General features: G+C 72.4%; 18 protein-coding genes and 1 pseudogene. 7 read left to right on the top strand and 12 right to left on the bottom strand.

Annotation, left to right across the window (positions count from 1 at the left end):
* The 3 genes from VGL30_RS16715 to VGL30_RS16705 all read left to right on the top strand — a co-directional run.
* Window positions 1–556: ParA family protein (locus tag VGL30_RS16715; RefSeq protein ID WP_331541154.1), on the top strand; the 556-nt coding region annotated here is incomplete at its 5' end.
* A gap of 67 nt (window positions 557–623) precedes the next feature.
* Window positions 624–863: a DUF3297 family protein gene (locus tag VGL30_RS16710; RefSeq protein ID WP_331541153.1), complete on the top strand. Its 240-nt coding sequence runs from the start codon at window positions 624–626 to the stop codon at window positions 861–863.
* A gap of 7 nt (window positions 864–870) precedes the next feature.
* Window positions 871–1,668 carry a transporter gene (locus tag VGL30_RS16705; RefSeq protein ID WP_331541152.1) on the top strand — a complete coding sequence of 266 codons (798 nt, stop codon included), beginning with the start codon at window positions 871–873 and terminating at the stop codon, window positions 1,666–1,668.
* Window positions 1,669–1,678: 10 nt separating this feature from the next.
* On the opposite strand, the gene VGL30_RS16700 is transcribed toward VGL30_RS16705, so the two are convergent.
* Window positions 1,679–2,263 (bottom strand): hypothetical protein, encoded by a 585-nt coding sequence (locus VGL30_RS16700; RefSeq protein ID WP_331541151.1) that lies wholly within the window; start codon window positions 2,261–2,263, stop codon window positions 1,679–1,681.
* Window positions 2,264–2,347: 84 nt separating this feature from the next.
* Complete coding sequence (locus VGL30_RS16695) at window positions 2,348–5,986, bottom strand: hydantoinase B/oxoprolinase family protein (protein ID WP_331541150.1); 3,639 nt, start codon at window positions 5,984–5,986, stop codon at window positions 2,348–2,350.
* Between the two features lie 71 nt (window positions 5,987–6,057).
* Here VGL30_RS16695 and VGL30_RS16690 point away from each other — a divergent pair, with 71 nt between their 5' ends.
* On the top strand, window positions 6,058–6,753 hold the full coding sequence (locus VGL30_RS16690) for a DnaJ family molecular chaperone (protein ID WP_331541149.1): 696 nt from the start codon (window positions 6,058–6,060) through the stop codon (window positions 6,751–6,753).
* 183 nt (window positions 6,754–6,936) lie between these two features.
* On the top strand, window positions 6,937–7,143 hold the full coding sequence (locus VGL30_RS16685; RefSeq protein ID WP_331541148.1) for a hypothetical protein: 207 nt from the start codon (window positions 6,937–6,939) through the stop codon (window positions 7,141–7,143).
* A gap of 28 nt (window positions 7,144–7,171) precedes the next feature.
* On the opposite strand, the gene VGL30_RS16680 is transcribed toward VGL30_RS16685, so the two are convergent.
* The 3 genes from VGL30_RS16680 to VGL30_RS16670 all read right to left on the bottom strand — a co-directional run bounded on the left by VGL30_RS16680 (window position 7,172) and on the right by VGL30_RS16670 (window position 9,301).
* A complete protein-coding gene (locus tag VGL30_RS16680) occupies window positions 7,172–7,690 on the bottom strand; it encodes a dihydrofolate reductase (RefSeq protein WP_331541147.1) in 519 nt (172 codons plus the stop codon).
* 43 nt (window positions 7,691–7,733) lie between these two features.
* Window positions 7,734–8,585 (bottom strand): thymidylate synthase, encoded by an 852-nt coding sequence (locus tag VGL30_RS16675; RefSeq protein WP_331541146.1) that lies wholly within the window; start codon window positions 8,583–8,585, stop codon window positions 7,734–7,736.
* 161 nt (window positions 8,586–8,746) lie between these two features.
* Window positions 8,747–9,301 carry a DUF924 family protein gene (locus tag VGL30_RS16670; RefSeq protein WP_331541145.1) on the bottom strand — a complete coding sequence of 185 codons (555 nt, stop codon included), beginning with the start codon at window positions 9,299–9,301 and terminating at the stop codon, window positions 8,747–8,749.
* A 137-nt stretch (window positions 9,302–9,438) separates the two neighbouring features.
* On the opposite strand from VGL30_RS16670, the gene VGL30_RS16665 reads away from it, so the two are divergent.
* On the top strand, window positions 9,439–10,266 hold the full coding sequence (locus tag VGL30_RS16665; RefSeq protein WP_331541144.1) for an RcnB family protein: 828 nt from the start codon (window positions 9,439–9,441) through the stop codon (window positions 10,264–10,266).
* Between the two features lie 86 nt (window positions 10,267–10,352).
* On the opposite strand, the gene VGL30_RS16660 is transcribed toward VGL30_RS16665, so the two are convergent.
* The 7 genes from VGL30_RS16660 to VGL30_RS16630 all read right to left on the bottom strand — a co-directional run bounded on the left by VGL30_RS16660 (window position 10,353) and on the right by VGL30_RS16630 (window position 17,596).
* Window positions 10,353–10,658, bottom strand: a complete 306-nt coding sequence (locus VGL30_RS16660; RefSeq protein ID WP_331541143.1) for a hypothetical protein — start codon at window positions 10,656–10,658, stop codon at window positions 10,353–10,355.
* Window positions 10,659–10,773: 115 nt separating this feature from the next.
* Entirely contained in the window at window positions 10,774–11,514 is a 741-nt protein-coding gene (locus VGL30_RS16655) for a TorF family putative porin (protein ID WP_331541142.1), read from the bottom strand.
* 253 nt (window positions 11,515–11,767) lie between these two features.
* A complete protein-coding gene (gene nadC / locus VGL30_RS16650; RefSeq protein ID WP_331541141.1) occupies window positions 11,768–12,613 on the bottom strand; it encodes a carboxylating nicotinate-nucleotide diphosphorylase in 846 nt (281 codons plus the stop codon).
* On the bottom strand, window positions 12,610–14,139 hold the full coding sequence (locus VGL30_RS16645) for an L-aspartate oxidase (protein WP_331541140.1): 1,530 nt from the start codon (window positions 14,137–14,139) through the stop codon (window positions 12,610–12,612). Before VGL30_RS16645 ends, nadC begins: the two co-directional genes overlap by 4 nt.
* Window positions 14,132–14,341 (bottom strand): hypothetical protein, encoded by a 210-nt coding sequence (locus tag VGL30_RS16640; protein WP_331541139.1) that lies wholly within the window; start codon window positions 14,339–14,341, stop codon window positions 14,132–14,134. The genes VGL30_RS16645 and VGL30_RS16640 overlap by 8 nt, the downstream gene beginning before the upstream one ends.
* Window positions 14,341–15,426 carry a quinolinate synthase NadA gene (gene nadA, locus VGL30_RS16635; RefSeq protein ID WP_331541138.1) on the bottom strand — a complete coding sequence of 362 codons (1,086 nt, stop codon included), beginning with the start codon at window positions 15,424–15,426 and terminating at the stop codon, window positions 14,341–14,343. Before nadA ends, VGL30_RS16640 begins: the two co-directional genes overlap by 1 nt.
* Before the next feature lie 178 nt (window positions 15,427–15,604).
* On the bottom strand, window positions 15,605–17,596 hold the full coding sequence (locus tag VGL30_RS16630) for a hybrid sensor histidine kinase/response regulator (RefSeq protein ID WP_331541137.1): 1,992 nt from the start codon (window positions 17,594–17,596) through the stop codon (window positions 15,605–15,607).
* Window positions 17,597–17,859: 263 nt separating this feature from the next.
* Here VGL30_RS16630 and VGL30_RS16625 point away from each other — a divergent pair.
* Window positions 17,860–18,331: pseudogene (locus VGL30_RS16625) on the top strand (cell wall hydrolase); the annotation flags it as partial.

Genomic DNA, 18,331 nt, shown 5'->3' with positions numbered 1-18,331 from the left:
CGACGCCGACGCCCAGCGCTCCGCCGTCGAGGTGCTGCGCGGCCGCCAGGGGCCGGGTCCGGAGGTGGTCGAGACCACCGGCTCCAAGCTCTTCACCCTGCAGGTCCAGGCCGTCCGCAACGGCTTCGACACCATGATCATCGACACCCCGGCGGTGCTGGAGGACGAGCTTGGCCATTCCATCGTCGTGGCCGACCTGTCGCTGTTGGTGATCCGGCCCACCTTCCTCGACATCGCCGCGGCGCTGCGCACCGCCGAGGTGATCCGCCGCCTGCGCAAGCCCGGCCTCATCGTGCTCAACCAGGCGCCGGTGCCGCGCGAAGGCGTCGAGCCGCCGGCGGTCAAGCGGGCGCTGGAGGCGCTGATGCTCATGCGCCTGCCGGTGGCGCCGCTGATTCTCCGGGCCCGGGCCAATTACCAGTCGGTGCTGGAGGTCGGACGCTCGGTGGAGGAGCTTGACGCCGCCAACCCGGCCGCCCGTGAGATGAGCGCGCTGTGGGGCTTCGTCGAGCGCCTGGTCTACGGCCGCGCTGCGGGCGAACGCACCGAGGCCTGAGCCGTCCACGGATTGGCAGCACTATTGAGGCTTTGTATGACCCAGGCTCTTGCGCCTGGAGACGACGATGTCCGACACGCCCCCCGATCGCCTCGCGACCGATCCGCAAAGCCCTTTTTACGACGCCACCCTCCTGGAGCGCGGGGTGGGCGTGCGCTTCAAGGGTGTCGAGAAAAACAACGTCGACGAATACTGCGTCAGCGAGGGCTGGGTGCGGCTCAGCCTGCCGTCCAAGGACCGCCGCGGCAATCCGATGACCATCAAGCTGCAGGGCGAGGTGGACCCCTACTTCCGGGCGGAGGCCTGAGGGCCGCGTGCGCCTGTCGGGCGGGATCGTCGCGCTGGGGGTCGCGGCGCTGATGTTGCAGGCCGCGCCGGCCGGGGCCGCTCCGGCGACGCGCGACCTGTGTCCCGACCGGCCGGGGAAAGGGACGCCGGCCTGCATCCTCGACGCCGGGCGCCTGCAGCTCGAGGTGGGGCTGGCCGATGCGGCGAGGGACCGGCAGGGCGGGACGACCACCTGGAACGAGGCCTATGGGGCCTTCGAGCTGCGCTATGGCCTGACGCGGACCGCCGATCTGCACCTCTCCGCCTCGCCCTGGCTGGTGGAGCGGACGCAAGGGGCCGCACGGCGCAGCGGCGCGGGCGACGTGGTGCTGGCGGTGCGCCAGGCCCTCACCGACCCCGACGGCGCGGGCGTGCAGTTCGCCCTGCAGCCCTTCGTGAGCGCGCCGGCCGCCACCCACGGCTTCGGCGCCGGCGGCTGGCAGGGCGGAGTGATAGCGGCGGTGGCGGTCCCGCTGTCGGGCGGGACGTCGCTGGGCCTGTCGCCGGAGCTGGACGTGGTGCGCGACGCCGGCGGCGGCGGGACGCACCTGGCCTGGGGCGGTGCGGCGGGGGTGAGCTGGGGCTTCGGGCCCGCGGCCCTGGGCGCCGAGCTGTGGGCCCGCCGCGACGAGGACCCGGCGGGGTCGGGCGCCCAGGCGTCCTTCGACCTCAGCGCCGCCTGGACCTTGGGTGAGGACCTGCAGCTCGACGCGGGCGCCAACGCCGGGCTGACGCACGCGACGCCGGACGCCGAGGTCTACCTCGGCGTCTCGCGGCGGTTCTGATCCCGCGCGCTCAAGGCGTCGCGGGCGTCGCCAGCGGCGTTTCCGTTCCGGACAGCGGGTCCGGCTCGCTGTTCACCTGGAAGGCGGTTCCCAGCAGCCTGGCGCGCTGCTCCAGGCTGCTGGCGGTGGGCTCGCAGCGGGCGGGCAGGGACCAGCTCATCCATTCCTGCGCCAGCCGGGCCTTGGGCATGTCGCCGGCCGCAGCCCAGGTGGCGCGGCCCTTCTGCAGGGCCGCCGCGCCCTGGGTGTTGATCGGCTTGAGGCTGGCTTTCTCGGCCGCCTCCATCGCGCGGGCGAAGAGCTTCAGGCTCTTCTCGCCCTCGCGCTGCATCTGGCCGTAGACCGCCAGGTCGTCGGCCAGGTTGGAGCCGGGCCGGCGCCAGGTGGACTCGATGCGCTTGACCTCCGGCATCGCCTGGTCGTGCAGGTCGAGATAGCCGCGCAGCGCGCCGTAGCACCAGGAGACCAGGCCATAGTCGTCGCGCGGCGCGCCGGCCGGGTAGGGCGGCTGGGCGGCCTCAACCGGCGGGGCCGTCGGACCGGCGGCGGCGGGATCGGCGGTGGCGAGCGCGAGGACCAGGAACAACACGGACATTCGACAAACCTCGATACGGGGCCGGCGCGGCGGCGCAGGCGAACAGCGTCCCTGCCCGTCATGTAGCTGCGCCGGGGCCTGCGATCAAACGGCGGGGGGCGCCGCGCCGTGTCCGCCACCGCCCGGGGTGGCGATCTCCAGGACGTCGCCGGCCTCCACCTCGACGGAGAAGCAGCCGGGCAGGACCTCGACCGACCCGTCCGCCCGGGTCAGCGCCTGTCGCCCGGGCTGGCCCGGCCCGCCGCCGGCCAGGCCCTGGGGCGCGTGCTCGCGGCGGGTGGACAGCAGCGCCGCCTGCATCCGCGCCAGGAAGCGGATCCGCCGCACGCTCCCGTCGCCGCCGGTGCGCGCGCCGGCCCCGCCGGAGCCGCGGCGGACGGCGAAGGCCTCCAGCCGCACGGGAAAGCGCCGCTCCAGGATCTCCGGGTCGGTCAGGCGGGAGTTGGTCATGTGGGTCTGGACGGCGCTGGCGCCCGGGCGGCGGGCGGTGGCCCCGGCGCCGCCACAGATGGTCTCATAATACTGCCGCTCCGCATCGCCGAAGGTGAGGTTGTTCATTGTGCCCTGGGCGTTGGCCGCCGCGCCCACGGCGGCGTAGAGGGCGTCGACCACGTGCTGGCTGGTCTCGACGTTGCCGGCCACCACGGCCGCGCCCGGCGCGGGGTCCAGCATGGAGCCCGGACGGGTGAGGATCTTCAGGGGCTGCAGGCAGCCGGCGTTCAGCGGAATGTCGTCGTCGATCAGGGTGCGGAACACGTAGAGGACTGCGGCGTCGACGATGGCGGCCGGCGCGTTGAAGTTGGAGTCCTGCTGGTCGGCCGAGCCGGTGAAGTCCAGCACCGCCTCGCCGGCGCCCGCATCGACGCTGACGCGCACGGCGATCTCGCCGCCGCCGTCCATCGGGACCCGCGCCGCACCGTCCCTCAGGCCGCCCACCGCGCGGCGCACCGCCTGGGCGGCGTTCTGCTGCACGAAGCCCATGTAGCGGGCGACGGCTCCGGCGCCGTGGATGCGGATCATCTCGGCCACCGCCGCGGCGCCCGCCTGGCAGGCGGCGATCTGCGCCTTCAGGTCGGCGAGGTTGCGGTCCGGCGCCCGGGCGGGCCAGGGGCCGGCGGCCAGCGCCGCGCGGATCTCGGCCTCGAGCACCCGGCCGGCGCGCATGATCGGCAGGGCGTCGAGCAGCACGCCCTCCTCGGCGATGGTCCGCGAGAACGGCGGCATCGATCCCGGCTGCACCCCGCCCACGTCGGCATGGTGGCCGCGGGCGGCGACGTAGAAATCGGGTTCCGCCGACCGCTCGCACACGAACACCGGCATGACCACGGTGATGTCCGGCAGGTGGGTGCCGCCGGCGTAGGGGTTGTTCAGGGCGAAGGCGTCGCCGGGCGCCATCGCCGCATGCCGCGCCCGCACCGCCCGGACGCTGGCGCCCATCGAGCCCAGGTGCACCGGCATGTGCGGCGCATTGGCCACCAGGCCGCCGCCCGTGTCGAACAGGGCGCAGGAGAAGTCGAGCCGCTCCTTGATGTTCACCGAGTGGGCGGTGCGCTCCAGCGCCGCGCCCATGGCCTCGGCCACGCCCATGAAGCGGCGGTTGAACAGCTCCAGGGTGACGGGGTCCGCCTTGTCGAGGCCGATGGCGGCCGTCTTGGCCGCGGCCACCCGCGTGAGCCGGATGAGGCCGTCGGCCTCGGCCTCGGCCCGCCACCCGGCCGCCAGCGCGATCTGAGTGTCGGGTCGCACGATGAGGGCGGGCCCGTCGCAGACGGCGAGCGCGTCGGCGGGGATGATGGGTCTTTCCTCCCCTGTCCCGAAGAGGACGGGGGAGGGGGACCACCGGCCGAAGAGCCGGTGGTGGAGGGGGCGCGGACTTGGCGCGGCGCGTCCGCTCGCACCCACCACCGTCACGCCCTCTGCGGGGCGCGCCACCTCCCCCGTCCTCTGCGGGACGTGGGAGGAAAGAGACTGCGCTTCGGCCTGCACGGCGGCGATGCGGATCGCGCGCTCCGGCTCGATGAAGCCGAACAGCCGCCGGTGGGCGGTCTCGAACCCCTCGCGCACCGCGCCGACTTCGCCCAGCGGAACCGGCAGCTCGGCGTCAGCGCCGTCGTAGCGCAGCAGCAGGTCGAGACGCACCGGGCCGGCCGCCGCGCCCTGGTCGGCCAGCGCCGCCAGCGCTTCGGCCTGCAGCGCGTCCAGCCGTTCCCGCGCCCGGGCCAACCCCTCGGCGTCGAGCGCCGCGTCCAGGCCCGCTTGCCGCAGGCTCGCCACCTGGGCCTGGCCGATTCCCCAGGCCGAGAGCACGCTGCCGTAGCGGGGGCAGAGCACCTCGGCTGCGCCCAGCGCTTCGGCCACCTGGCAGGCGACCTGCCCCGCCGCGCCGCCGAAGGCCACCAGCGCGTGGTCGCGCGGGTCGAAGCCGCGCTCGGTGGAAATGCGGCCGACGGCCTGGGCCATCTGCTCCACGGCCACGGCCAGGAAGCCCTCGGCGGCGGCCTCGGGGCTTTCGGCGCCCATGGCCTGGGCCAGCTCCGCCAGGCGTGCGCGGGCGGCGGCGGCGTCCAGCGGCGCGTCGCCGCCGGGGCCGAAGATGGCGGGGAAGCTCGCCGGGTCCAGGCGGCCCAGCACCAGGTTGGCGTCGGTGACCGTCGCCGGCCCGCCCCGGCCGTAGGCCGCCGGGCCGGGGTCGGCGCCGGCGCTGGCCGGGCCGGCGCGGGCGCGCAGGCCGTCGAAGGACAGGATCGAGCCGCCGCCCGCCGCCACCGTCTCCACGTCCAGCATCGGGCTGCGCAGCCGTATCCCGGCCACCCGCGCTTGCGCGCGGCGCTCCAACTGCCCGGCGAAGCGGCAGACGTCGGTGGAGGTGCCGCCCATGTCGAAGCCCAGCACCGCCGGCGCGCCCGCGGCCTGCGCCGTGCGGGCCGCGCCCACCACGCCGCCGGCGGGGCCGGAAAGCACCGCGTCGCGTCCGCGGAACGCCTCCGCCCGCACCAGGCCGCCGGCCGAGGTCATGAAGTAGAGGGGCGCGCCCGCCGTCGCCTGCGCCATCCGGATGACGTGGGCCTGCAGCACCGGGGTCAGGTAGGCGTCGGCCACCGTCGTCTCCGCCCGGGGGATGAAGCGGGGCAGGGGCGAGACCTCGGAGCTGAGCGCCACGAAGCCGAAGCCGGCCTCGCGGGCCAGGGCGGCTGCAGCCTGCTCGTGCTCGGGGTTCAGGTCGGCGTGCAGGAAGGCGACGGCCGCCGAGGTGAAGCCGGCGCGCACCGCCCCGGCGAGGGCGGCGGCCAGGGCCGGGCGGTCGAGGGCCCGCGCCACCGCGCCGTCGGCGGCCAGCCGCTCGCGGGCCTCGACCACGCCGGCGTAGAGTGGCTCGGGGCGGACGACGTCGAGGGCGAAGATGTCGGGGCGCGACTGGTCGCCGATCAGCAGGGCGTCGGCGAAGCCCGCGGTGGTGACGAACAGCGTCTTGGCGCCGCGCCGCTCCAGCAGGGCGTTGGTGGCGACCGTGGTCCCCATCTTGATCGCGGCGACCCGCCCGGCGGGGAAGGGCTCGCCTTCGGCCGCGCCCAGCATCCGGCGCATGCCCGCCACGGCGGCGTCCTCGTGGGCCGGCGAGGCGGAAAGCAGCTTGGCCGTGACCTCGCGTCCGTCCGGATCCCGGCCGATGACGTCGGTGAAGGTGCCGCCGCGATCGATCCAGAAGCTCCAGCGCCTGTCCAATCCTTAACCTTCCGGGGGCCTGATGCGCGTTGTCATGCATTCGCCATAGGTCTAAGGCTCTCCCTACTCCCATGAGCTTCTGGCGCAACATCGCAGGGCTTGCGGTCCGTGGAGTGGACGAAGCGGACTGCGCCGAATGTCCTGCCGGCTTGCCCGGCGAGGACCCCGCCTTCTCGACTGCCGTCACGGCGCTCGGCGCCAAGCTCGCCAAGGCCGACGGGGTGGCGCAGGAGGGCGAGTACGCCGCCTTCTCCGACGTGTTCCGCGCCGACGAGGCGTCGCAGAACAACATCCGCCGGCTCTATCAGCTCGCCCGCCAGACCACCCGCGGGTTCGAGAGTTACGCCCGCCGGCTGGCCAAGCGCTACCGCGGCTGCCCGCGGCTGCTGGAGGACGTGGTGGACGGCCTGTTCCACATCGCCTCCGCCGACGGGGTGGTGACCGGCGACGAGCTGTCCTACCTGGCGCGGGTGTCGGAGCTGTTCGGCCTGTCGCCGCTGGTGTTCCGCCGGATCCGCGCCACCCACCTGGGCGCCCACGCGGAGGACCCCTATGTGATCCTGGGCGTCGCCCCCGACGCCCCCGACGTCGAGGTGCGGGCGGCGTGGAAGGCGGCGCTCAGCGAGTCCCATCCGGACCGCGCGCGCTCCCGCGGCCTGCCGCCGGAGTTCGTCGAGGTGGCGCAAGCCAAGGCCTCGGCGATCAATGCGGCCTTCGACATGGTGAACAGGGAACGCCGATCACTCGCCCTGGAGGGGGCAAATTGAAGTTAAATCAGTCAATGCCTACATGACGGATGGTTGACGGCAGGGATCTGTAGGCAGACATTCGCGCTTACACCCGTCAGACGGCCCGAGAGGACGACGATGGTGAAGGAATTCGCGGCCCGGCAACGGACGGCACTGCGCAGTTTCGCTGTTCTGGGCGGGGCGCTCGCGACGGCGGCGGCCGTGGCGATCGGCGCTGTCCTGGCCGTTTTCTTCGCCGCGACCCTGCTGGTCCTGGCGGTGATGTCCTCGGCGCTGCTGTATGTCGCCGGCCTGGCCATGCGGGCCCGCCGCACCGCCCGCGCCGCGATCCGCGAGGACGGCCTGATCGAGGCCCGCCACCTGGGCGGCCACCACTGGGTGGCCTACGGTTGGAACGAACGCTCCTGAGGCGCTGAACCCCTTCCGAGGGGTCTTCCTACCGCCGCTCCAGCACCCGATGGGTGAAGGGATATTCGTCCCCCTCGCCGGCCGGATAGACGCTTTCGCGCACCGTCACCCAGCGGCTTTCGTCGAAGGGCGGCAGCACCACGTCGCCCTCCACTTCGGCGTCCACCTCGGTCAGGTAGACCCGCCGGGCGCGGGGCAGGGCGAGCTCGAACAGCGACACCCCGCCGATCACGCAGAACTCGCCCTGGCCGTCGTCCTCCGCCTGCTCGCGGGCGATGGCCACGGCGTCGGAAAAGCTCTCGCAGACCACCGCCTTGTCCGGCTCGAAGGAGCCGTCGCGGCTGACCACGATGTTGGTGCGGCCGACCAGCGGCCGCTTGGGCAGGCTCTCCCAGGTCTTGCGGCCCATGATCACCGGCTTGCCCATGGTCACGGCGCGGAAGATCGCCATGTCGGACTTCAGCCGCCACGGCAGGCCGCCGCCGCGGCCGATGACGCCGTTGCGGGCGCGGGCGATGGGGCCGGCGGCGAGGATCACGCTGGACATGGACGCTGTCTAACCCGCGCCCGCGCTTTCGGCCATGCCGCGGTCAGACCGCGATCGGCGCCTCGATCCTCGGGTGGGCCTGGTAGCCCTCGAAGACGATGTCCTCTTCCGTGAAGGCGAACAGGTCGCGCTTGGGCGCGAGGCGCACGGTGGGCGGCGGCAGGGGCTGGCGCGACAGCTGCAGCCGGGCCTGGTCCAGGTGGTTCAGGTAGAGGTGCGCGTCGCCCAGGGTGTGGATGAACTCGCCCGGCTGCAGGCCGACGGCCTGGGCCATCATCAGGGTCAGCAGGGCGTAGCTGGCGATGTTGAACGGCACGCCCAGGAACACGTCGGCCGAGCGCTGGTAGAGCTGGCAGGAGAGCCGGCCCTCCGCCACGAAGAACTGGAACAGGCAATGGCAGGGCGGCAGGGCCATGTCGTCCACCTCGGCCGGGTTCCAGGCCGAGACGATGTGGCGGCGGCTGTAGGGGTTGGTCTTCAGGGTCTCGACGACGCCGGCGATCTGGTCGATCACCCGTCCGTCGGGGGCCGCCCAGGAGCGCCACTGGCGGCCGTAGACCGGGCCCAGCTCGCCCGCCTCGTCGGCCCACTCGTCCCAGATGCGCACGCCGCGGTCCTGCAGCCAGCGCACGTTGGTGTCGCCGCGCAGGAACCACAGCAGCTCCAGCACGATGGACTTGCGGTGCAGTTTCTTGGTGGTGAGCAGGGGGAAGCCCCGGGCCAGGTCGAAGCGCATCTGCCGGCCGAACACGCTCCGGGCGCCGACGCCCGTGCGGTCGCCGCGGACCACGCCGCTCTCCAGGATGTCGGCCAGGAGGTCGAGGTATTGCTGCTCCGGATGCTCACCGGGCGCTGCGGGCGCGAATGCGGAGATGTCGAGGAGAGCGTTCATCACGGATTGCGTTCCTGAAAGTCCACCAAGACGACGCCGATTCGTGACCTCTGTGCAGAGGGTGATTCGATTCCGTTAACAGCTCATTCGCCGCCGCTGGAGCGTGACAGCCGGGAGTGGAGGCCGGTTCCGGCGACCATCACGCTCTATTTCAAAGACTTGCTCTAGCCGGCGAACCCGCCATCGTCCAGAAACGCCTGTTCCTCGGCCGTGGTTGCGCGGCCCAGCATCGGGTTGCGGTGCGGGAAGCGGCCGAAGCGGGCGACCACGTCGCGGTGGAGCCGGGACCATTTCAGGGGGGCGTCGTCGCCGCTCTCCCGCGCCAGGGCCTCGCAAAGCGCCACGCTGGCGTCCTGGTCGCCCAAGTCCTCGGAATGGGCGAAGGGCAGGTAGAAGAACGGGCGCAGCAGCACCTCGGTCGCCCGGTCGAAGCCCTCGGCGAGGGCCGCGCGGGCGACGGCGCGGGCCTTGGGGTCGGTGGCGAAGGCGTGGGCCGAGCGGCGGTAGAGGTTGCGGGGAAACTGGTCGAGCAGGATCAGCAGCCCGAGCGCGCCCTCGGCGGTGGCCGCCCAGGCGTCATACTCGCCGCGCGCGGCGGCATGGTGGACCGGCTCGAACTTCAGGCGGATCGCCTCGTCGAAGGCCCGCCTGGCGGCGAACCACTGCCTGGGCCCGGCGTTGCGCCAATAGCCGATGATGTCGTTCGGAACCGCGACCAAACCGGTCTCCTTTCGCCGTGCCGCCAGTGTCGAGCGGCTGTTCACCGTGTTCAACCGCGGTTCAGGCGCAACGGCCCATATCTCGTGCAACGGCGATGACACGGTTTGTCCGCACACACGCCGAATGGAACGATGTGATGAAGAAGCTCATGACGGGGGCGATGACCGCGATGCTGCTGGCCTCGGCCGCGGCGCCGGCGCTCGCCCAGGAAGGCCGCTGGCGTGACGGCGGCCCGCGCAACGGCGGCGGCCATTCCCGCTCCGGAGCCTGGTCGAACCCGGCCCCGGACCAGGCTCCGGCCCCGCAAGCCCAGTCCGCGCCGCAGGCTCCGGCCGAACCCCCGCGCGATCGCGGCGGCGAGGGCCGCACCTGGGACCGCGGCGGCCATTCCCGCTCCGGCGCGCGGTCGAACCCGGGCCCGGACCAGGCTCCGGCCCTGCAGGCCCGGCCCGCGCCGCGGGCTCCGGCCGAACCCCCGCGCGATCGCGGCGGCGAGGGCCGCGCCTGGGACCGCGGCGATCGCGGGAATCCGGAGGGCGGCCGCAACTGGAGCGACCGGAACGGCGGCGACAACGCGAACCGCGACTGGAACCGCGCGGGCCGCGGCCGCACCTGGGACCGCAGCCCCGCCTGGAACGGCGAGCGCAACCTGAGCGCCGGCCGTCTCGACCGCGAGCGTCCGCGCTACGACCGGCGCCGCTATCCGCCGGTGTTCCGTTCCGAGCGCCGGTTCCGCGGCCCGGCCTATCGCGCGCCCTACGGCTTCTACGCCCGCAACTGGGGCTACGGCGACATCCTCCCCCGCGGCTGGTACGGCCCCGATTACAGCCTCGACGCCTGGTGGGATTATGGCCTGCCCGTGCCGCCGGTCGGCTATGAATGGGTCCGCGTCGGCGACGACGTGGTGCTGGTGGACAGCTTTACGGGCCGTGTCGTCCAGGTGGTGTACGGCCTCTTCTGGTGAGGGCGCCGGGCATGTCCGGGTCTCTTCGAACCCGACATGCTCAATAGAGCGTGACGGTCGCCGGCGCCGGCTTCCACTTCCGGCTATCACGCTCTACGCGGCCGGAAGGCGGGGTGTGATTGGAGCAGGCCTGCGAGCGCCTGCTCCAGGCCCTCCGGCGTGACGCGGTAGAACCGGCGTCGCGCGCGGCCGAGCCGCTTCGGATCGCCGTCCTCCCACCGGCTTTCCAGCCACCCGACCCTGGCGAGGTCGTGAAGGGCGACGTAGAGCGGGCCGCTGGCAAGGCCGATGTCGTTGGCGATGTCGGCGCCGCACAATTCCACGGTCGGGTCCACCGCGAAGGCGACGAGTACGCGCAACCGCGGCGCAGTCATGCTGAAGGAACGCGGCATGCCGGCAAATCCGCTGGGCGAGCCGGGCGGATCAGCCGAGCGGGAGAGCGCATCGGCTGACCGCCTGGCGCTTTCGCGGCGTCCGGTCGAGGGACGCCGCGAAAGCTGGTCTCGACTAGAAGGTGACCTTGAGCGTGCCCACGATCCGGTCGCCGGCGAAGGTCTTCGTATAGAAGCGCGTCGCCTTTTGCGACGTGTCCACGTAGCGGAGGTCGACGGCGATGTGGTCGGTGACCGGATAGCCGACCCCGATGTTCCACGTGCTGTAGTTGCTGATCCCGGCCTTGGACTTTTGGAGGTCCTGATAGCCGAAGGCCCCGGAAATCGTCGCCTTGTTGCTCAGCGTATAGGCGCCGTTCAGCTCGTAATATTCGGCGTCGCCGACCTTCCCGAAGAATTCCGGAGAGTAGTAGAAGGCGGCGCCGATCGTGGCCGGACCCATGGTGTGGCTGGCGAGGATCTTGCCTTCCCAATAGTCGTAGTGGGCGGCCTTCGGCGAGTCGGTGTAGCCGTAGCGGATGACGCCGACGTCGAGGTTGAGCGGGCCCAGCACCGGGCGAACACCGGCGTACAGGTCATATTCGATGCTGGTCTTGTTCTGCGGGTCGCTCGCCGTGGCCCCGAAGTCCACGTTGGACAGCCACGTCCCGGCGTAGAACATGCCGGCGGTGACGTCGACGCCGCCTTGGGCCGCCGACTTGCCGCTGGTCTGGCTCAGACCCCGGAAGAGGTAGTCGTTGGTGATCGCCGCGTTGAAGGCGACGGTCGGGCCGGCCGGCGCGTCGTCGGCCCAGGCCTGGCTGGTCATGAGCGTGAACGCCGACGCGGCGCACAACCACAGTGCGTGTTTAGACATGAAGGTAAATCCCCTAACCTGCGCCCGCGTGGTCGCGGTGCGCGGGCACACCTTGGCCACGGCGAAACGGCGATCAAGGCCGCCATCCCACCGCAGGCGGAGTATTATCGGGTTGCACGATTTCCGGGCGAAGAAGCCGAAAAGGGGCCTGAAAATGAGGCGAGCGCTCCGCGGCGGCGTTAAGCTTCTGACGTAAAGGCTTGAGCAGACCCGGGGTTTGCGCCGCTGCGCCGCTTCCGACGGTCGCGGTCGTTCAGGCCGCGTCGAGGCCGATGTCCAGCACGCTGGCGGAGTGGGTGAGGGCGCCGACGCTGATCACGTCCACCCCGGTGGCGGCGATGGCGGCCACGGTTTCCAGGCTGACGCCGCCGGAGGCCTCCAGCACGGCGCGTCCGGCGGTGCGGGCCACGGCCCGGCGCAGGTCGGCCAGGCTGAAGTTGTCCAGCATCACCACGTCGGGGCCGTGGGCCAGGGCCTCTTCGAGCTGGTCCAGCCCGTCGACCTCCACCTCGACCTTCGTCAGGTGGCCGGCGGCGGCCCGCGCCCGGCGGACGGCTTCGCCCACACCGCCGCAGGCGGCGATGTGGTTGTCCTTGATCAGGATCGCGTCATCCAGGCCGAAGCGGTGGTTCACGCCGCCGCCGCAGCGCACCGCGTATTTCTCCAGCGCCCTCAGGCCCGGCGTCGTCTTGCGGGTGTCGACGATGATCGCGCCGGTCCCTTCGATGGCCGCCACATAGGCCTGGGTCAGGGTGGCGACGCCCGACAGGCGACCCATCAGGTTCAGGGCCACCCGCTCGGCGCCCAGCAGCGCCCGCGCGTTGGCTTCTACCGAGGCCAGCTTCCCGTCCGCGCCGACCCGTGCGCCGTCCTCGGCCGCGGCCTTGAAGTCGGCGGTCGGATCGAGCTCGGCGATCGCCAGGCGGGCGCAGGCGAGTCCCGCCACCACGCCGGCCTGGCGGCTCGCGAAGGTCGCGCGCAGGCGGGCGCCGGCGGGCACGCAGGCCTGGGACGTCACGTCGCCGGCGCGCCCGAGGTCTTCCGCCAGGGCGGCGCGGACGACCTGGGCGATCAGCAGGTCCGGCAGGGGCTCGGTCATTCGGCGGCGTGCTTCCAGGCATGGGCGGGCAGCAGCTCGGACCAGCGGACGAAGGTCCGGCGGGGCGTCGCGTCGGGCCCGGCGGCATCGGACCGGAAATGGCCGCCGCGGCTTTCCATGCGGGCGAGCGCGCAGGCCGCGACCAGGCGCGCGGCGACCAGGGCCGCGGCGCGTCCATGGCGGGCCTCCAGCTGGTCGATCGCCTCGATTAGCCGCGAAAGGCCGTCACCCGAGCGCACGACGCCGGCGTCGCGGCTCATCGCCTGTCGCAGGGCCTGCACGGCCTCGGCCGGCAAGTCCGGCGCGGTCAGGCGCACCAGCCGCTCCGGCGCGGGTTCACGTTCGGCCGCCGCCGCGCGCCCGGCGCGCGCGCCGAACACGGCGGCCTCCAGCAGGGAATTGGACGCCAGGCGGTTCGCCCCATGGACGCCGGTCGAGGCGCATTCGCCCGCGGCGTAGAGGCCGGGCAGGGAGGTCCGCCCCTCGGCGTCCGTGGCGATGCCGCCCATGTGGTAGTGGCAGGCCGGCGCGACCGGGATCGGCTGGGTGCGCGGATCGATGTCGCCCGCCAGGCAGGCCGCGAACACCGCCGGAAATTCCGCCGGGAAGTGGTCGCCGACCGCTTGGCGGGCGTCGAGGAAGGCCCCACGGCCCGCGGCGCGCTCCGCGTGGATGGCGCGGGCCACCACGTCGCGCGGGGCGAGCTCGGCGTCGGGGTGATAGCGGCGCATGAACGGCAATCCGTCGGCGCCGACCAGCACCGCGCCTTCGCCGCGCAGCGCTTCGGTGGCCAGGGGCGCGGGATCGCGGCCGATGTCGATGGCGGTCGGGTGGAACTGCACGAACTCCGGGTCGGCGATGACCGCGCCGGCCAGCGCCGCCAGGCCCAGCCCTTCGCCCCTCAGCTCGGCGGGGGTGGTCGTGACGGCATAGAGGCCGCCGACGCCGCCGGTCGCCAGGATCGTCGCGGTCGCGGCGATCTCGACCGCCGCGCCCTCGCGTTCGCACACGACGCCGCGCACTCGCCCGGCGGCGTGCTGCAAGAGGCCGGTCAGCCGATGGCCGGTGCGGACCTCGATGTGCGGCGCCGCCAGCACGGCCTCGATTACCGCCTGCATGATCGCCGCGCCGGCCTGGTCGCCCTTCACCCGCGCCACGCGGGGCCGCGAGTGGGCCGCCTCCAGGCTCTGGGCGAAGGCGCCGTCGGCGGTGCGGTCGAAGGGCGCGCCGAGGTCGGCCAGGGCGCGAACCGCCGCCGGGCCTTCCTCGGTGAGCAGGCGCGCCATGGTCGGATCGACCAGGCCCGCGCCCGCCGCCACGGTGTCTTCCGCGTGAGCCCGGGCGCTGTCGCCCTCGGAAAGCGCCGCGGCCATGCCGCCCTGCGCCCAGGCCGAGGAGCAGCCCTGGCTCAGCGGCGCGTCGGTCAACACCAGCACCTTGCGGGGGGCCGCGGCCAGGGCGGCGGAGAGCCCTGCCAGGCCCGCGCCGACCACCAGGACGCCATCGTGGGCGATGCGCTCAGCCATGACCGGCGTCCTGCAGCAGGTCGTAGATGTCGGTGCGGACCTTGGACCAGCCGAGGACGCCGTGGTCGCCCGCGCGCAGCACCGGATAGACCTTGTCCAGCGGGGTCCGGATGGCGTCCGCGAGGTCATCGGGAGCCACCCGCGCGCTCACCGCCGCCATCGGCTCGGCAGCCATGCGCTCGATGGTCGCCTCGTAGGCCATTAGATCAGTTCGACGTCGACGTGGTGGCGGGCCTTCACCAGGTCGTAGCGGGCGGGAACCGACGGCGGCGGCAGGTCGACCATCCGCTGCACCGCCAGCCGCGCACGTTCGGCGACAGCGGCCTCCACCGTCACCTCGTGGCGGCCGTGCAGCAGGGTTTCGTAGATGTTCTCCAGCGTGATCCGCTTCATGTGCGGGCAGAGGTTGCAGGGCCGCACGAACTCAGTGTCGACGGCGTCGGCCGCGACGTTGTCGGCCATGGAGCACTCGGTGATCAGCACCACGCGCTTGGGCTTGCGGGTCAGCACATAGTCGTTCATCGCCTGGGTGGAGCCGGCGAAGTCGGAGACCTCCAGCACCTCGGCCGGGCATTCCGGGTGGGCCAGCACCTCGGCGTCCGGATAGGCCTCTTTCAGCTCCAGGATGTCGGCGGCGGTGAAGCGCTCGTGCACCTCGCAGCGGCCCTGCCAGGCGATGATCCTGATATCGGTCTGGCGCGCTACGTTGCGGGCGAGGAACTCGTCGGGGATCAGGATCACCCGGTCGGTTCCCCACATCCGGGCCGCTTCCTCGACCACCTGCACGGCGTTGGCGCTGGTGCAGCAGATGTCGGTCTCGGCCTTCACCTCGGCGGTGGTGTTGACGTAGGTGACCACCGGCACGCCCGGATAGCGCTGCTTGATCAGCCGCACGTCGGCGCCGGTGATCGAGGCGGCGAGGGAGCAGCCGGCCCGCAGGTCGGGGATCAGCACGGTCTTGTCCGGCGACAGGATCTTCGAGGTTTCGGCCATGAAGTGGACGCCGGCCTGGACGATCACGCGGGCCTTCGAGCGGGCAGCTTCCTTGGCCAGGCCCAGGCTGTCGCCGACGTAGTCGCCGACCCCGTGGAAGATCTCCGGCGTCATGTAGTTGTGCGCCAGGATCACCGCGTCCTTCTCGGCCTTCAGGCGGTTGATCGCCGCGATCAGCGGGGCCTGGGCGCGCCATTCCATCGGCGTGACGTGGCGGCGGACCTTTTCCCAGATCGGTTGGGTCTGGGCCTCGACGTCAGGCGTGAACGCGAACTGGAATCCGTCGGCGGCCATCTGCGCCTCCTTATGCTCAAAATGAGCATTTCCTAGGCCTAAAAAGACGCCAGACGAAGGCCCTCTCGCAAGGTCGGTGCTCCCGCTGGCGCTTCTCGGAGCTGCTTATGCTCAATCGGAGCAAAAGCGGTGAACCACATATAGACCGATCTTCGGGAGACGCAAGTCACAGGAGGTTTCAGGCGATCGCCGCCGCCTTGCCCATGACCGCATCGATCAGCGCGGCCAGGGCTTCGGCGGGGTAGGGCTTGGCCAGCAGGGGCCAGGGCGCCTCGGCCGCAGCCCCCAGGGTCTCGCCCGTGTAGCCCGAGGTCAGGATCACCGGCAGGCCGGGGCGCAGCGCCACCGCGGCGTGGGCCAGTTCCACGCCGTTCATGCCGCCGGGCATGATCAGGTCGGTCAGCATCAGGTCGATGCGTTGCTTGTCTTCCAGAAGGCTCAGGGCCGGCGCCGCGGCGTCCGCCCGCAGCACCTCATGTCCGAGATCGGTCAGCATGGCCTCGACCATCTCGCCGACGCTGGCGTCGTCTTCCACCAGCAGCACGCGGCGGGCCGGGCCGTGCGTGGCCGGCTCGTTCGCGGCGGCCGTGACGTCGCTGACGGCGGCCGCATGGCTGAGCGGCAGGTAGATCCGCACGGTGGTTCCCTGGCCGGGCGTGCTTTCGACAACCGCCGAGCCGCCGCTCTGCCGGGCGAAGCCGTAGACCTGGCTGAGGCCCAGGCCCGTGCCGCGGCCCGGTTCCTTGGTGGTGAAGAACGGCTCGAACACCCGGCTCGCCGTCTCCGGATCCATGCCCTCACCGGTGTCGCGGACGGAGACGCAGAGGTAGTCGCCGGCCGTCGCGCCCTCCGCCTCACCGTCGGCAAGGGTGCAGGGGCGGCTCTCCAGGTGGATGCCGCCGCCGGGGGGCGTGGCGTCGCGGGCGTTGACCACGAGGTTCATCACCGCCGCCTCGAACTGGCTGGGGTCGATGTTGCTGAGCGCGCCAGGGGCGCCGGTCGCCACCGTCAGGGTCACCGCCTCGCCGACCGCGCGGCGCAGCAGCGCCTCGCTTTCCGCCAGCAAGTCGTCGACCCGCGAAAGCTGGGGCTTCAGCGCCTGCCGCCGCGAGAAGGCCAGCAGTTGCTGCGTCAGGCGCTCGCCGCGGCGGGCGGCCCCTTGCGCGGCCTCGATCATCCGTTCGCGCCGGACCGCATCGTTCGGCCGCCGCTGCATCAGGTCGAGCGCCCCGGTGATCACGGTGAGGAGGTTGTTGAAGTCGTGCGCCACCCCGCCGGTGAGCTGGCCCACGGCCTCCAGCTTCTGGGCGCGGCGCAGCGCCGCCTCCGCCTCGTCGCGCTCGGAAAGCGCGGCCTCGACCCGCTCGGCCAGCAGGTCGTTGATCCGGGTCAGGTCCGCCTGGGCCCGTTTGGCGTCGCTGACGTCATAGCCGACGCCGATATAGCCCAGCACCTCGCCGGCCGGGCCGAGGCGGCGCTGCGAAACCGAACGGATCCAGGCGAAGTCGCGGTCGCCCCGGCGATAGCGGGCCTCCCAGATGAAGTCGCTGCCATTCGCCTCGCTCTGCGCCTCCACGGTGGCGATGCGTTCCAGGTCGTCGGGATGGATCAGCTTGCGCCAATCGAAGGCCATGGCCGCGTCACGGTCGAGGTTCAGGAAGTCGAGGTAGGCGCGATTGACGAACTCGCGCGAGCCGTCGGGCTTGGACATCCACATCAGCACCGGGGCGCTGTCGGCGAGCAGGCGGAAACGCGCCTCGGTGGCGACGAGGTCGGCCTGCACCTGCGCCTCGGCCGCCTGGGACTCGTCCAGCCGCAACAGGGTTTCGCGCAGCAGGGCGGCCACCAGGACGGTTCCGGCGCCCGAGATGGCGAACTGCACGATGACCGCGGTGCGGGAAATGCTCGAGATGGTCGCGCTCGGGCCGAAATAGCCCAGCAGCAGCGTGGCGGCGAGCGCGGCCCAACCCCATCGCGGGCCGGCATAGAGGGTCGCCAGGATGAAGGCGGGGAAATAGGTCGCCGAGATGCCGGCGGCGTTGTCGAAGCCCAGCAGCACGCCCCGGATCAGCATGGCGGCGGCAAGGCCGGTCAGGGTGATCGCCAGGGCCTGCCAGAGGGGCGGCGCGCGGCGCGGGATGAACCGCAAGGGCCATTCGGATGGTCGCATTCGAAGGCGTCTCCGGCACACAATCTGCAAGCGTGGCCTGCCGCAGCCAGAATGGGAGCGCTGGCGGTTCGGCGCAACCGAGGATATGACCCTTGGCCGCCCTGCGGCGTTGTGCCGTTTCGGCTCCGCGTGATCATCTTTTGGCCCGTTTGCGGCCTAACCCGGGCCTCGTCCCGGGTTCAGCTTCAAAGGCCCCGAGACAGGAAGGCGACGAGATCCGAGCGCAGTTCGACAGATGGCGCCGCGCCGGCATGGCGGCGGCCTTGGCGCTCCTTGCGCTGTCCGCCTGCACGCCCGCATCGAAGCCCCCATCCGCGCCGGAGGCCCGTACGCTGGCGCAGCGGGGTTTCTCGGACGCCGCCCTGATCGCCGTCACCGCCCAGTTCGACCCGGCGGCGCGTGACCTGGCGCGCCGCCACGACCCGGGCCTGCGTCGCGCCGACCTCTGGGATCGGCCGCTCGGCTGGGGCAACCTGGACCTGCGCCGGATTCCCGACCTGGGCATTCCGGTGGAGCAGGGTGAGGACGCCGTCGCGCTCAACAACCTGCGGCCCTTCGCGGGCCTGCCGATCCGGCCCATGCGGCCGTTCGTGCTCGACGCCGACACCGACGACCGCGCGCGGGCGCTCCACTGCATGACCCAGGCGATCTATTTCGAGGCCGCCCGCGAGCCGGTCCGCGGCCAACAGGCGGTGGCGCAGGTGGTGCTGAACCGGCTGCGGCACCCGGCCTATC

The organism is Phenylobacterium sp., from assembly GCF_036502675.1.
In the GTDB taxonomy this organism is placed as follows: domain Bacteria; phylum Pseudomonadota; class Alphaproteobacteria; order Caulobacterales; family Caulobacteraceae; genus Phenylobacterium.
This window is presented reverse-complemented; position numbering and strand designations above follow the sequence as displayed.